Annotated in this window: 9 protein-coding genes; 7 read left to right on the top strand and 2 right to left on the bottom strand. The window is 76.8% G+C overall.

All coding sequences use genetic code 11. From position 1 onward, the window contains the following. Positions 1-145: 145 nt before the first annotated feature. From CLV72_RS20595 to CLV72_RS20570, 7 genes are all read left to right on the top strand, one after another. Positions 146-2,245, top strand: a complete 2,100-nt coding sequence (locus CLV72_RS20595; protein ID WP_106248968.1) for a glycosyltransferase — start codon at positions 146-148, stop codon at positions 2,243-2,245. Then, positions 2,242-4,188 carry a glycosyltransferase gene (locus tag CLV72_RS20590; RefSeq protein WP_106248966.1) on the top strand — a complete coding sequence of 649 codons (1,947 nt, stop codon included), beginning with the start codon at positions 2,242-2,244 and terminating at the stop codon, positions 4,186-4,188. The genes CLV72_RS20595 and CLV72_RS20590 overlap by 4 nt, the downstream gene beginning before the upstream one ends. Before the next feature lie 54 nt (positions 4,189-4,242). After that, entirely contained in the window at positions 4,243-5,967 is a 1,725-nt protein-coding gene (locus tag CLV72_RS20585) for a glycosyltransferase family 2 protein (protein WP_106248964.1), read from the top strand. A gap of 64 nt (positions 5,968-6,031) precedes the next feature. After that, positions 6,032-6,199, top strand: a complete 168-nt coding sequence (locus CLV72_RS32330) for a hypothetical protein (RefSeq protein WP_170141052.1) — start codon at positions 6,032-6,034, stop codon at positions 6,197-6,199. Between the two features lies 1 nt (position 6,200). Then, a complete protein-coding gene (locus CLV72_RS20580; protein ID WP_425428091.1) occupies positions 6,201-8,249 on the top strand; it encodes a bifunctional copper resistance protein CopD/cytochrome c oxidase assembly protein in 2,049 nt (682 codons plus the stop codon). Positions 8,250-8,439: 190 nt separating this feature from the next. Next, positions 8,440-8,973, top strand: coding sequence for an LPXTG cell wall anchor domain-containing protein (locus CLV72_RS20575; protein ID WP_106248962.1), 534 nt, complete (start codon positions 8,440-8,442; stop codon positions 8,971-8,973). A gap of 243 nt (positions 8,974-9,216) precedes the next feature. After that, entirely contained in the window at positions 9,217-9,975 is a 759-nt protein-coding gene (locus CLV72_RS20570; protein ID WP_211302992.1) for an LPXTG cell wall anchor domain-containing protein, read from the top strand. Positions 9,976-10,043: 68 nt separating this feature from the next. On the opposite strand, the gene CLV72_RS20565 is transcribed toward CLV72_RS20570, so the two are convergent. Further along, entirely contained in the window at positions 10,044-13,028 is a 2,985-nt protein-coding gene (locus tag CLV72_RS20565; RefSeq protein ID WP_106248956.1) for an AAA family ATPase, read from the bottom strand. Continuing rightward, positions 13,028-14,179 carry an exonuclease SbcCD subunit D gene (locus CLV72_RS20560; protein ID WP_106248954.1) on the bottom strand — a complete coding sequence of 384 codons (1,152 nt, stop codon included), beginning with the start codon at positions 14,177-14,179 and terminating at the stop codon, positions 13,028-13,030. Before CLV72_RS20560 ends, CLV72_RS20565 begins: the two co-directional genes overlap by 1 nt. Positions 14,180-14,253: the final 74 nt, after the last annotated feature.

The raw sequence follows: 14,253 nt of genomic DNA, 5'->3' as shown, positions 1-14,253 counted from the left end.
AACCTGATGTTCAGTTCTGGTGGCGGCGATCCCTGCGTGGGAGCCGATGGGCGGCATTAGCCTGAGCGCTGGCCCGGCCGGGTTCCGCCCTTTTCCACCGCATTCCGCTGGAGGTGCCAGTGACGCTCGACCGCATGGGTACGGCATGGGCGGGCTGAGCGCACGCGTCCTGCGTGAACCGCCGTCCGGCCGCAGCTGGCTCGGGTTCGCCGGAGTGGACGGGTGGGCCGGCCTCGGCGCCGCCGTCGACCCCGCCGCCTTCGAGCGGGTGGTCGACCTCGACGCCGTCGACGTCGACGCCGAACTCGCCCTGCGCGCCGTCCCGGCCGAGGAGGAGCCCGCCGAATCCGGCCCGCGGGTGGACGTGGCGCCGGAGGACCTGCTGCCCGACGAGGGCCCCGAGCCGGCCGAACCGGCCGACGTGCCCGACCCGCCCGGCACCGTCGACTCCGTGCTCATCATCGCGCGCACCGCCACCGACCTGCGCCGCGCCGCCTCGCTGAGCGCGCTGCTGCCCGACGCCGTCCACGTCCTGGTCTGCGTCGAGGACGCGCCGGAGTCCCACGGCATCGCCCTCTCGGCCGAGCTGGGCCAGCTGCCGCGCCTCAGCGAGCTGAAGCTGCGCCGCGCCGAGGGCGGCTGGGTGCTCGACGTCTGGCTCGCCGAGCCCGTCCCGGCCGGGCGGGTGCTGGCGATCGCGGCCCGCCAGGTCACCTGGCGGCGGATGCCGCCCGCCCCGCGCCCGCTGGCCGCGCTGGCCGGCAGCTCGGTCGCCGAGTGGCGCCCCGGCGACCCCGGCGCGGTGCCGATGCCACTGGCCGGGCCGCTGCCCGTACTGGGCGTCACCCCGGCCGCCGACGTCGTGCTGCGCGTGGGCGCCGAGGGCCCCGCACCGGCCGAGACGCCGGTGCCCGTGGCCGACCGCGCCGGCCTCGGCACCGCCGGCGACGCCGACCTGGCCGGGCCCGAGTCGGTGCCGCCCGTGGACGAGCTGAGCGTGAACGCCCTCGGCTGGCGCTTCGGCGTGCGCGACGTGTTCGCCACCCTCGCCGCCGGCGCCAACGGGCTCGTGGTCACCCCGCCCGACGGCCCGCCGCTGCGGCTGCGCGACTCCGGCGCCGTCACCAACCGCGACACCGCCAGGCTCCGGCTGGTGCGCGCCGTCGAGGTCCGCTGGACCGGCGCCGAGCCGGTCGCGATGGTGCGCGCGGTGGCCGGCCTCGCCGTCGCGGGCATCCCGCTGTACTCCGCGCCCGTCCCGGCCGCCGCCCGCCGGCTGCTCGGCCCCGCCCTGGCCGAGCTGCTGGAGACCGCCACCGCCGAGACCCTGCGCGACGACCTCCGCCGCGAGGAGCACAGCGTGCGGCTGCGCCGCGCCGCCGTCCGCACCCACGGCACCCGCGCCCGCTGGCGGCAGCTGGGCGTGCTGGCGGGGGTGCCGGTGCCCGCGCCGCCGCCCGTCTCGGTCATCTTGTGCACGCGCCGCCCCGACATGGTCGGCTTCGCGCTGCGCCAGGTCGCCCGGCAGCGCGAGATCGAACTGGAACTGGTGCTCACCCTGCACGGCTTCACCGCCGACATCCCCGAGGTCGCCGCCGCGCTGCGCGGCTTCGAGCGGCCGCTGACCGTCATCGAGGAGGACAGCACCACCATCTTCGGCATGGCGCTCAACGGCGCGGTCCGCCGGGCCGCGGGCCCGCTGATCGCCAAGATGGACGACGACGACTGGTACGGCCCCGAGCACCTCGCCGACATGGCGATGGCCCGCGACTACTCCGGCGCCGACGTGGTCGGCTGCGGCCAGGACTTCGTCTACCTGGAGGAGCACGACCTCACCGTCTGGCGCCGGCGCGGCAACGAGAAGCTGAGCCGGCACATCGCGGGCGGCACCATGATGCTGGACCGCAGCGTGCTGGAGACCATCGGCGGCTTCCGCCCCATCCCGCGCTCCATCGACACCCAGCTGCTGCTGGGCGTACTGGACACCGGCGGCCGCATCTACCGCAGCCACGGCCTCGGCTACGTGCTGCGCCGCCGCGGCGACGGCCACACCTGGTCCGAGGACAACGCCTTCTTCCTGGAGGGCGACACCTGGCGCTGGCAGGGCTTCCACCCCAGCACGCTGCTGGAGCCCGCCGAGGCCGACCGTCCCGTGCCCACGGTGACGGTCCCGCTCCCCGACACCGTCCCGGGCGGCCACCCCGCCCCCGACGGCACGCCCGCGAAGACGGCGGTACCGCGATGACCACTCCCGCACCGATCAAGCCCGGCACCCAGCCCGCGCTGCGCGCCGCCCTCCGGGCGGCCGGACCCGGGCGCGTGTGGGTCGGGCACACCGGCTTCACCTCGGTCCCCAGGACCGGCGGCCGCTCGGTCACCATGATGAACCTGGACAAGGTGCCGCTGGACCGGGTGCTCGCCTCGCCCGGCCGCGTCATCCCCAACCAGACCGGCACCGTGGTGGTCTTCGCCCGCACCGCCACCGACCTGCGCCGCGTCGCGCCGCTGGGCACCCTGCTGCCCAAGTCGCTGCGCACGGTCATCTGCGTCGTGGAGCACCCCGCCGACGCCGCCGCGCCGGTGCCCTCCTCGCCCGGCATGTACGAGTGGGGCGACCTCCACGAACTGTCGGTCACCCGGCTGCCCGGCTCCGGCTGGCTCCTCGCCGCCCACTTCGACGCGCTGATCCGCGCCAACGAGGTGCTGCGCTTCGTGGTGCGCTCGGTGGCCGGCGTCGGCCCGCGCACCTTCAGCCCTCCGCCGCTGGCCGCCTTCGCCGGCTCGGCCGGAGCGGCCTGGCGGCCCGGCGACACCCGCGCGGTCGAGGTCCGCGCCGAGGGGCCGGTGCCGATCCGCCGGGTCACCGTCAAGTCCGACGTCGCGCTGCGCGTCTCCGACGGCGGCCACCCCGAGTGGATCGACCCCACCGTGCCGGTGCTCGACCGCGAGGCCGACGCGCTGTCGGCCGCCCGCCCCGAGGCGCTGGCGCCGATCGACGAGCGCGCCGTGAACCCGATCGGCTTCGGCCCGGTGCCCGAGGCGGGCATGGCCGAGCTGCGGGTGGAGCGCAACGAGTGGCGGGTGGTGCGCAACGACCGCTACGTCGGCCGCCTCCCCAGCTCCGGGCAGCTCGCCGGGGCCGACATCGCCCGGCTGCGCAACCTGCGCGGCATCCGGCTCGGCTGGCACGAGCCCTCGGCCGGCTACGCCCGCACCGTCGTCGCGCTGGCCGCCGCCGGGGTGCCGCTGATCACCGACCCGGTGCCCGGCTGGGCCGCCGCCCTGCTCGGCCCCGAGCTCACCCCGCTGCTCACCTCCGTCACCGAGGTCGACCTCGCCGACGCGCTGCACCGCGACGAGCACAGCGTCCGGCTGCGCCGCGCCGCGCTGCGCCGGCACGGCAGCCACGCCCGCTGGCGGCAGCTGGCCGCCGAGGCGGGCGTCCCGGTGCCCAAGCCGCCGGTGGTGTCGGTGCTGCTGTGCACCCGCCGCCCCGACATGGTCGGCTTCGGGCTGCGCCAGATCGCCCGGCAGCGCCACGTCGACGCCGAGGTGGTGCTCGGCCTGCACGGCTTCGGCGCGGACCTCCCCGAGGTCGCCGCCGCGGTCGCCGCGCACCCCACCCCGGTCACCGTGGTCGAGCAGGACGCCGGCACCGTGTACGGCGCCGCCCTCAACGCCGCCGCCGCCCGGGCGAGCGGCTCGCTGCTGGCCAAGATGGACGACGACGACTGGTACGGCCCCGAGCACCTCGCCGACATGGCGCTGGCCCGGCTGTACTCCGGCGCCGAGGTGGTCGGCTGCCGCAACGAGTTCGTCTACCTGACGGAGCTGGACCGCACCGTCTGGCGGCGCAACGCCGCCGAGCGGCCCGACGCCCACGTCGCGGGCGGCTCCCTGCTGTTCGACCGTGAGGTCTTCGGCGCCGTCGGCGGCTTCCGGCCGCTGCCGCGCGCCGTCGACAGCCAGTTCCTGCTCGGCACCCGCCAGGCCGGCGGGCGCGAGTACCGCACCCACGGCCTCGGCTACGTGCTGCGGCGCTCGGCCGACGGCCACACCTGGGCGGCGGAGGACACCCACTTCCTGCGCGGCAGCACCCGGCAGTGGCGCGGCTTCCGGCCGAGCGCGCTGCTGGAGCCGGACCCCGCCGACCTCCCGCCGGCCGCCCGGCGCGCCCAGGCGCGCTGAGGCCCGCGCGACCACACCGAACACCGGAGCACACGGAGCGAAGGACACACGACAGTGGACAGCAGCGGTCAGGGCGGGCGTCAGCCGCGCATCCGGCACAACGACTACGGGTCGCTCCAGCCCGCCGAGCTGGGCGCGTGGACGCCCACGCTCAGCGTCAGCGTGGTGATCCCCGCCTACGGCGCCCAGCACAAACTCGACGTGACCCTCGCCTCGCTCGCCTCGCAGAGCTACCCGGCCGAGCTGCTCGACGTGATCGTCGTCGACGACAACAGCGAGCCCCCGCTGCGGCTGCCGGAGATCAAGCCCGAGCGCACCCGGCTGATCACCAGCGACGACGGCAAGTGGGGCTCCGGGCACGCCTTCCACTGCGGCGTGCTCGCCGCCGAGGGCGACATCGTGCTGCGGCTGGACTCCGACATGCTCGTCTTCCGCGAGCACGTCGAGGCGCAGGCCCGCTGGCACCACCTCGCCGACCACCTGGTGGTGCTCGGCCACAAGCGGATGGTGCCCTACACCGAGGGCCGCCCCACCCCCGAGGAGGCCGCCAAGGCGGTCGCCGACGGCGCCGCGGCCGCGCTGTTCGACCTCGCCGAGAGCCAGGCGCACTGGGTGGACGAGCACATCGAGCGCTCCGACGCCCTGCGCACCTCCGGGCACCGCTCCTACCACGTCTACGTCGGCGCCACCGGCTCGCTGCGCCGCGAGCTCTACCACGAGGCCGGCGGCATGGACCGCGCGCTGCTGCTGGGCGGCGACAGCGAGTTCGGCTACCGGCTGGCGCAGACCGGCGCGGTGTTCATCCCCGAACTGGACCCCCGGGCCAGCAGCTGGCACCTCGGCCTCACCCAGATGCAGCAGAACAGGGAGACCGGCAAGCGCTACCGCGAGCCGCTGGTGAACCAGCGGGTGCCGCAGCCGCGCTGGCGGCGCGGCGCGGCCGGCCGGCAGTGGCAGGTGCCCGGGATCGACGCGGTGGTGCACGCGGCGGGCGCGGACGCCGCCGACGTCATCGCCACCGTCGACGGCCTGCTGGGCGGCGCCGTCACCGACGTGCGGGTCAGCCTGGTGGGCCCGTGGTCGGAGCTGTCGGACCGCCGCGGCGACCCGCTCCAGGACCCCCAGTTCGACCTGCGGCTGCTGCGGGAGAACTACCGCACCGACCAGCGCGTCCGCCTGGTCGAAGCCGACCCGGGCCGCGACCGGGCCGTGCCGTACCGCTTCGTGGTCCCGGCCGGCTGGGTACCCACCTCGGGGGCGCTGCAGCGGCTGATCCGGCTGGCCGACCAGCGCGACCTCGGCCTGGTGCAGCTGTCCATGGCGTCGGGCGACGGCCGCCCGCCGGCCACCGCCCGCTTCGAGCGCTCGATGTCCTTCGCCCGCGCCGAGCGGGTGCGCGATGAGGGCGAGGACCTCGACGACGTGGTGGCCGAGCTGTTCGACGACTTCCTGCTCGACGGCACCGAGTGGGCCTTCCAGCCGGCCGCCGAGGTCACCGGCCGCAAGAAGGAGCTGACCGACTGGCAGGGCAAGGCCGCCCACTGGCGCGGCGTCGCCGAACGGCACCGCCTGGCCGCGCGCCAGGCCCAGCTGCGGCTGGACTACCGCGCGGGCTACGCGCCCACCCGCTCCGACCGGCTGCGCGCCTGGACGCGGGCCCAGTGGGTACTGCATGGCCGCCGCATCGCGCTCGGCCTGGCGCGGCGCACGCCGTCGTGGGGCAGGGCGATGGTGCCCGGCGGGCTGCGCCGCCGCTTCCGGGCCCTCACCCGGAGGTGAGTCCGCACTGACGCCCGGCCGGGACCGGTGTCCCCGTTCCCGGAACCGTCATTACCCTTAGGGCGTGACACCGCGCTCGCCGTCCCCCGGCGCCTGGCCGGTCCCGCTGCCCGAGGTCGATCCCGCCTGGCTGTGGGCGGTCGTCGGCATGGCCGTGGGCGTGCTCGCCGCGGTGCTGGTGATCCGCCGCTGGGCCGGGCCGCGCGGCGAGCCCGGTCCCCCTGAGGAGTGACGTGACTGACAGCCTGAGCAAGGAGAGCGCCCCGGGACGCGCCGACGGCGGCCGCGACCCCGGCGCGCTGCCGTTCATCGCGGCGGCCGCGCTGGCCGCGGGTGCCGTCGCGCTCCTGCTCGGCCTGGTACTGGGCGGCAGCGTCACCGCCCGCGTCATCCCCGGCCTGCCCGACGCGGGGGCGCTCACCCGGTGGGGGCTGCCGGTCAGCCGGCACGTCATGGACGTGGCCGCCGTGCTCACGGTCGGCCTGCTGCTGCTCGCCTCCGTCGGGCTGCCCTCGGCCAAGGGCCGGCTGAGCACCGAGGCCGAGGGCCTGGTGCGGGCCGCGTCGTGGACGGCGCTGCTGTGGGGGGTGGCCGCCGCCGCCACCCTGGTCTTCCAGCTCTCGGAGATCTTCGGCTACCCCGTCACCGAACTGGTGGGCGACCAGATCACCAGCTACGCGGGCCAGGTCGACCAGGGCGTCGCGCTGATGCTGGTCATCCTGCTGGTCACCGCCGTCGCGCTGTTCGGCCGCACCGCCACCGGCGCGCCCGCCGCGCTGGCGCTGCTCGCCACGGCGCTGGTCGCGCTGCTGCCGCCGCCGCTCACCGGCCACGCCGCGGCCGCCGGCAACCACGAACTCGCCACCACCGGGCTGGCGCTGCACGTGCTGACCATCTCGGTGTGGGCGGGCGGGCTGTGCGCGGTGGTCTGGTACGCCCTGCGCGGCGGCGCCGAACTCTCCACGGCGGCCCACCGCTACAGCAGGGTCGCGCTGTGGGCCTACATCGGGGTCGCGGTCAGCGGCGCGGCCAGCGCGCTGGCCCGGCTCAGCGACGTGGGGCAGCTGTTCACCACCCCGTACGGGCTGCTCATGGTGGCCAAGACCATCGGCTTCGCCGTGCTGGGCTACCTGGGCTGGCGGCACCGCACGGTCACCCTGCCCGCGCTGGCCGAGGGCCGCAGGCACGCCTTCCTGCGGCTGGCCGGCGGCGAGGTGGTGCTGATGTCGGCCGTCATCGGGCTCGCGGTGGCGCTGGCGCGCACCGCGCCGCCGCCGCCGCGCGAGGGCACCGTCGACCCCGTACGCGAGGTGCTGGGCTTCTCGATGCCGCCGCCGGTCAGCGCGCAGACGCTGCTCACCCTGTGGCGGCCCGACCTCTTCTTCATCCTGCTCGTGGCGGTGCTCGGCGGCCTGTACGCGGCGGCACTGCTGCGGCTGCGCCGCCGGGGCGACCGCTGGCCGCTGGGCCGCACCGTCTCCTGGGCGATCGGGCTCCTCACCGTCGTGGCGGTGAACCTCACCGGTGTGGCCAGCTACGCCCCGATCATGTTCAGCGTGCACATGGTGCAGCACATGACGCTGAACATGGTCACCCCGATCTTCCTGGTGCTGGGCGCCCCGGTCACCCTGGCGCTGCGCGCGCTGCGCCCGGCCGAGCGGCGCGGCGACCGCGGTCCGCGCGAGTGGCTGGTGCTGGCGCTGCACAGCCGCTTCTTCGCGGTGCTCAGCCATCCGCTGGTGGCCACCGCCCTGTTCGTCGGCAGCACCTTCGCGCTGTACTTCACCCCGCTGTTCGGCTACCTGATGAACAACCACCTGGGGCACCTCTACATGAGCGTGCACTTCCTGCTGGTGGGCGCGCTGTTCTTCTGGCTGATCATCGGGGTCGACCCCGCGCCGCGCTCGATCCCGCACCTGCTGCGCATCCTGCTGCTGTTCGTCACGATGGCCTTCCACGCCTTCTTCGGCATGGCGCTGATGAGCCTGAGCGGGCCGATCGCACCGGAGTGGTACGCGCTGGTGGAACGGCCGTGGGGGCCCACGGTGCTGGAGGACCAGAACGCGGGCGGCGGCATCGCCTGGTCCTTCGGCGAGGTCCCGAACCTGATCGTGCTGGCCGCGCTCTTCGTGCAGTGGATCCGCGACGACGAGCGCACCGAGCGGCGCCGGGAGCGCCACGCCGCCCGCGGCGGCGCGGGCGGCGACTCCGATCTGGACGCCTACAACGCCTACCTGGCCGAACTCGACCGCCGGGCGCAGGGCGGGCAGCGGCGCGAATAACCGGAGGTCCACCGCCCGGCTCGGCGATCCCAGGCCCTTCCGGGCCGTTACCTTGCTACCGTTGACCTCGTTTAGTAGTTGATCGACTTCACACAGTGAGCGGACGGTGAGTCCGCTCGTCAGCGAACGGGGAATTCCGGTGGGTGTGGACAGGACCAGGACACAGCGCGGACGTCGGACGCCGGAGCGCATGGCGCGTCGCGCCGCGGCGGTGGCGGCGGCCGCCATCGGCCTGGCGGCGATGGGCATCGGGGCGGGAGCCGCGCCCCTCGCGGCGGACGACTACGGCTACGACGGCGGACCGGCCTATGCCACGCCGCCCGGGTACGGCGAGCCCTCGGGGCCGCTGCCGTCGGAGCCCGACAGGCCCGCGCCCGAGGAGAGCGAGCCGGACGTCCCGCCCTACGGGCCGCCCACCGAGCCGGACAAGCCGTCGGAGGAGCCGCCGTACGAGCGGCCCTCGTCGCCCCCCTACGAACTGCCCTCGCGCACGCCGACGCCCGAGCCGTCCAGCCCGCCGGCCGAGCCCTCGCGCGGGCCGTCCCCGACCCCTTCGGAGCCGCCGGCCGAGCCCTCGCGCGGTCCCTCGGAGCGACCCGCTCCACCGGAGGGCGAGCTGCCGCGCACGGGCGCGTCGCTCGGCTGGCTGCTGGCCGCCGTCGGGGTCGCGGTGGTGGCGGGCGGCGGGCTGATGCTCCTGTCCCGGTGGCGCCCGCACCGGTAGCGGGCGCGACACGGCTTGATAACGCCTCGATATGTCAAGTTCGCGCACCTGTTCCGTGCGTGGCGATCATTTACCGGCTGTGGTATCAGTAGCCCGCGCTGGATTGACGTTTCACCCGGTGCTCGGTCACCGATCCAGCTGGAGCCGGGCATCATCGGCAACTGCAGAACGGTAGAGGGGATGCCTGAACAGAACAGTGGTGCGCAGAACGAAGATGGCCGGAAGCGGTCGATGAGGCGGCGTTTGCTGTTCCCGATCGTTCCGGCGCTCGCGATCGGGCTCGCCCCGTTCGCCGCGGGAGCGGCCTCGGCGGACACCGTGTCCGACGCCGGCTACGAGGAAGCGTCCGAGGCCGAGGTGAACGCGGTCTCCGAGCAGATCGCCCGGGTGGAGCCGGTCGCGGCCGCCGCGCCGGCGCCGCAGCCGCAGAGCGGCCCGATCACCGACGTGGTCGGCGGTGTCACCGACGGCCTCGGTGAGGTCGTCGGCGGGGTGAGCGACGGTCTGAACGACATCGTCGACCCGGGGCCGGAGCCGACCGACCCGCCGGATCCCACGGATCCGCCGGACCCGACCGACCCGCCGGACCCGACTGACCCGCCGGACCCCACGGATCCGCCGGACCCGACCGACCCGCCGGACCCGACCGATCCGCCGGACCCCACGGATCCGCCGGACCCGACCGACCCGCCGGACCCCACCGACCCGCCGGCCCCGGACCCCACGGACCCGCCTGAGGAGCCCGAGGACCCGGACGACCCCGACGACCCGGTGCCGCCGCGGGAGCCCGGTGAGCCCCCGGCCGACGGTGGCGACGACGACGGCGACGACACCGGTGGCGACGACGGCGACGACGACGCGGAGGTGCTGCCGGTCACCGGCGGCGACGCCGCGAGCACGATCGCGCTCGTGGGCACCGCCGCCGCGCTGGCCGGTGGGGCGCTGCTGGCGTCCACCCGCCGCCGCCAGGTCGACCTGGGCGACGGATCGGCCGAGGCCTGATCGGTCCGCGCCGTGCGCAGGGCCCCGCCGCACCGCGGCGGGGCCCTGCCGCGTCCGGGGCCGCCCGCTCAGCCGGCGCGCACGGTGGAGCCCCGCGCGCCCTTGCGGATGTGCAGCTGCGTGGTGATCCGGCCGCGCAGGTCGGGCACGTGGCTGACGATGCCGACGGCCCGGCCGCCGTCGCGCAGGCCGTCGAGCACGTCCATCACCTCGTCCAGCGTCGCCTCGTCCAGGCTGCCGAAGCCCTCGTCCACGAAGAGGGTGGCGATCTCGGTGCCGCCCGCCTCGGCCGCCGCCACATCGCCCAGCCCGAGCGCCAGCGCCAGCGAGCAGATGAAGGTCTCCCCGCCCGACAGGGTGGCCGGGTCGCGGTCGTGGCCGGTCCAGGCGTCGGAGACCAGCAGGCCGAGCCCGCCGCCGGAGCGGCTGCGGTCGCCGGCCGCGCGGCCCAGGCTGTGCCGGAAGGCGTAACGGCCGCCCGACATGTGCCCCAGCCGCTCGTTGGCCGCCGCGACCACCTGTTCGAGCCGGGCGGCCAGCACGTAGGCCGACAGCCGCATGTGCCGCTGGTTGTCGCCCGAGGTACCGGCCGCCAGCCGGGCCAGCCCGTCGGCCACCGCGTGCGCGCGGGCCAGCGGCCGCCAGCGGTCCAGCCGGGCCGCCAGCTCGTCGGCCAGCTCGTCCAGCCGGTCGGCGCTCGCGACCAGCCGGACCGCGTCCCTGTCGATTCGCCGGTAGCCGCTCTCGGCCGTTTCGGCGGCGCTCCGCAGCGCGGCCGGGTCGGGCGGTTCGGCCGCGGCGGCCGCGATCAGCTCGGGCAGCTCCAGTTCGGCGGTGACGGCGGCCAGCTCGTCGTCGTGCGCGCGGGCGCGCCGGCCCAGCTCGCCGCGCTCGGCGTCGGACAGGGCGGCGGCGCGCGCCGCCGGCAGGTCCTCGAAGCCGGCGGCGCGGGCCCCGGCCCGGGCGGCGGCCAGCGCCCCCTCGGCCTCGCGCTCGTCGGCCGCCCAGTCGCGCACGGCGGCCAGCGCCGCGGCGATCAGCTCGGCCTCCTGGCCGAGCCGGTCGACGCGGGCGCTCAGGGTGGGGTCGGCGCCCCTGGCGGCGTCCAGCCGGGCACGCAGCCGCTCCGCCTCGGCGGCCAGGTGGGCATGGCGGGCGCGCAGCCGGGTGGCGGCCGCCTCGGCCGCGCGGTCGGCCTCGCGGGCCGCGTCCAGTTCGCCGTCCAGCTCGGCCAGCCGCCGTTCCAGCCGGGCCGCGTCGTCGGCGCCCCGCGCCGCCGCACGCAGCTGCTCGACCCGCAGGCGCAGTTCCTCGGCGGCCGCCGCGGGCTCGCGCCCCTCGGCCTCGGCTCGGGCGGCGGCGTGCTGCTCGCGCAGCCGCACCGTCCGGTTCTCGGCCCGGCGGCGCTCGGTGTCGGCCGCCTCGTAGCGCTCGGTGGCCGCCCGCTCGGCGGCGGCGTCGGGCGCGCCGTCGCGGGGGCGGGCGGGTGCGGGGTGCTCGGCGGAGCCGCAGACCGGGCAGGGCGCCCCGGCGGCGAGCGCGCCGGCCAGCTCGGCCGCCATCCCGTCCAGGCGGCGCTGCCGGACGTCTAGGAGCGCGTCGCGCAGCTCCTGCGCGCGGTCGGTGGCGGCACGCTCCGCCGTCTCGGCCTCGGCCAGCTCGGCGGCGAGCCGCTCGGCCCGCACCGCGCCGGCCCGGCGCCGCTCGGCGGCGTCGTGCTCGGCCCGGGCGGCGGGGGCGGCCTCGGCCGCCGCGCGGGCGGCCGCCAGCTCGGCGCGGAGCCGGTCGCGCTCGGCGGGCAGCTCGGCCAGCAGCCGCAGCGCCTCGCCGCGGTCGGCCTCGCGGCCGGTGATATCGGCGGTCAGGCCGGACAGCTCGGCGGTGACCTCCTCCAGCCGCTCGGCCTCGCCGCGCAGCTGCTCCAGCCGGGCCGCCTCGTCGCGGCGGACCCGCTCGGCCTCGGCCAGGGCTCCCTCGGACGGGGGAGCGTTGGCGGGCGGGGGCTCGGCGAGCAGGCCGCGCACCAGGTCGAGCCGGTCCCGCGCGGTCAGCCGCGACTTCTCCAGCCGGGCGCCGCGGTCGTCGGCGGCCCGCAGCAGCGGCACCACCCCGGCGGCGCGCTCGGCCGCCCGCAGCCGCTCGTCCAGCAGCGCGCGGCCGTCGTCGGCGGCCAGTTCGGCCCGGCGCCGCGCGGCCTCGGCGTGCCGGCTGCGCAGGCCGAGCAGCCGCTCCCCTTCGGCCAGCGCGGCGCGGGCCCGCGTCCGCTCGGCATCGGCGCGCTCGGCCGCCGACGCGGCGTCCAGGGCCGCCTCCCGGACGGCTTTGGCCAGTCCGCGCGACCACGGGTGCAGCTCCGCCAGCTCCTCGGGCGCGCTCGCATGGTCGGCGGCGGCCTGCTCGGCGACGGCGCGCACGGTGGAGCGCACGTCGTCCTCGGCCCGCTCGACCGCCCGGCGCCGGACGCGGGCGTGCTCGGCCAGCCAGTCCTCGGCGCGGGTGAACACCTGGGTGGCGAAGATCTTCTCCAGCGCGCGGCGCCGCTCCTCGGCGCCCGAGCGCAGGAAGCGGGCGAACTCGCCCTGCGGGAGCAGCGCCACCTGGCAGAACTGGTCCAGGGAGAGGCCCACCAGGTGGTCGATCAGCTGCCCGGCCTCGTCCAGCCGGGTGGTCAGCGCGCTCCAGCCGCCGGGCAGCCTCTCCTCGACCACCACCCGGGCCTGCTCGGTGGTGGTGCCCTCGCCGCGCCGCTTGGGCCGCTCCCAGGCGGGGGAGCGGGTGACGCGCAGCCGCCGGCCGCGCACCGTCGCCTCCAGCACCGCCTCGGGGGCGCGGTCGGGCGGGGCGTGGTTGCTGCGCAGGGTCTTGGCCTGGTCGCGCAGCCCCGGCACCCGCCCGTACAGTGCGAAGCAGACGGCGTCCAGCACGGAGGTCTTCCCGGCGCCGGTCTGGCCGTGGATCAGGAACAGCCCGGCGTCCGACAGCGCGTCGAAGTCGACCTGCTCGGTGCCGGCGAAGGGCCCGAAGGCCGTGACGGTGAGCCGGTGCAGCCGCATCAGCGGTTCGCCTCCTTGGCGCGCAGGTCCTCGAAGGCGGTGCGGACCAGCGCGGCCTCGGCGTCGTCAGCCTCGGTCTCGCGGGCCCAGGCGACGAAGTCCAGTGCCAGGTCCGTCTCGGAGCGGCCGCGCACGCGGTCGGTCCAGCTGCGGTCGTCGGCCGGGCCGCCGCCCTCGGGGGCGAAGTCCAGCAGCAGGGTGTGCGGGAAGCGGGCGCGCAGCCGCTCCATCGGCGCACGCGGGCGGACGGGGTCGGTGAGGGTGACCTGGAGCCAGTGGGCCTCGTGCGGGGCGTGCGCCGGGTCGGCGAGCAGCTCGGCCAGCCGGCCGCGCAGCCGGGCCAGCCGCCGGGGGACCGGGGCGGGGACGAACTCGGCGCCCGCCAGGCCCGAAGCGTCCAGCTCCACCAGCCAGCAGCCCTTCACCTGGTCCACCTCGGAGAAGGAGTAGGCCAGCGGCGAGCCGGAGTAGCGCACCGCGTCGGCCATCCGCTGGCGGCCGTGCAGGTGGCCCAGCGCGGTGTAGTCGGCTCCGGCGAAGACCCCGGCCGGGACCGAGGACGCCCCGCCCACGCTGATGTCGCGCTCGCTGTCGGAGGGCTCGCCGCCGCTGACGAAGGCGTGCGCCAGCACCACCGAGCGGGTGCCGGCCGGGCGGCGGGCGAGGTCGGCGCGGACGCGGTCCATGGCGGCGGTCAGCGCCGCGGTGTGGCCGCGCTCGGGCAGCTCCCACGGCTGCCGGAGCAGTTCGGGCTCCAGGTAGGGGATGCCGTAGCAGGCGACCGGCCCGTGGGCGTCCTCGGCGAGCACCGGGGTGCCGACGGCGTCGGGCTCGGTGCGCAGGTGCACGCCCGCGGCGTCCATCAGCGCCGCGCCGAAGCCGAGCCGCCGCGCGGAGTCGTGGTTGCCGCTGATCACCACCACCCGCGCGCCGGTGTCGCGCAGCCGCGCCAGCGCCTCGTCGCACAGGCTCACCGCGTCGACGGGCGGCAGGGCCCGGTCGTAGAGGTCGCCGGAGACCGCCACCAGGTCGACGCGCTCGGCGCGCACCGTCTCCACCAGGTGGTCGACGAAGGCGCCCTGGGCGGACAGCAGATCCTCGCGGTGCAGCGACCGGCCCAGATGCCAGTCGGAGGTGTGCAGCAGGCGCATGAGGTCCCAAGCTACCGGAGTGGCGCCCGCGCGGCGTGGTGTCCGGGCGCACACCCGCGGCCCGGCGCGGCCTC

The sequence above is a fragment of the Allonocardiopsis opalescens genome (genome assembly GCF_003002095.1).
Classification (GTDB): Bacteria; Actinomycetota; Actinomycetes; order Streptosporangiales; family Streptosporangiaceae; genus Allonocardiopsis; species Allonocardiopsis opalescens.
Note: the sequence above shows the minus strand (reverse complement) of the source record. Positions and strands in the feature narration are given on the sequence as shown.

Coding starts and splice junctions, on each gene's coding strand:
- CLV72_RS20565 (WP_106248956.1), bottom strand. CDS start 13,028: ATGCGGCTGCACCGGCTCACCGTCACGGCCTTCGGGCCCTTCGCCGGC.
- CLV72_RS20575 (WP_106248962.1), top strand. CDS start 8,440: ATGGCGCGTCGCGCCGCGGCGGTGGCGGCGGCCGCCATCGGCCTGGCG.
- CLV72_RS20560 (WP_106248954.1), bottom strand. CDS start 14,179: ATGCGCCTGCTGCACACCTCCGACTGGCATCTGGGCCGGTCGCTGCAC.
- CLV72_RS20590 (WP_106248966.1), top strand. CDS start 2,242: ATGACCACTCCCGCACCGATCAAGCCCGGCACCCAGCCCGCGCTGCGC.
- CLV72_RS20595 (WP_106248968.1), top strand. CDS start 146: ATGGGCGGGCTGAGCGCACGCGTCCTGCGTGAACCGCCGTCCGGCCGC.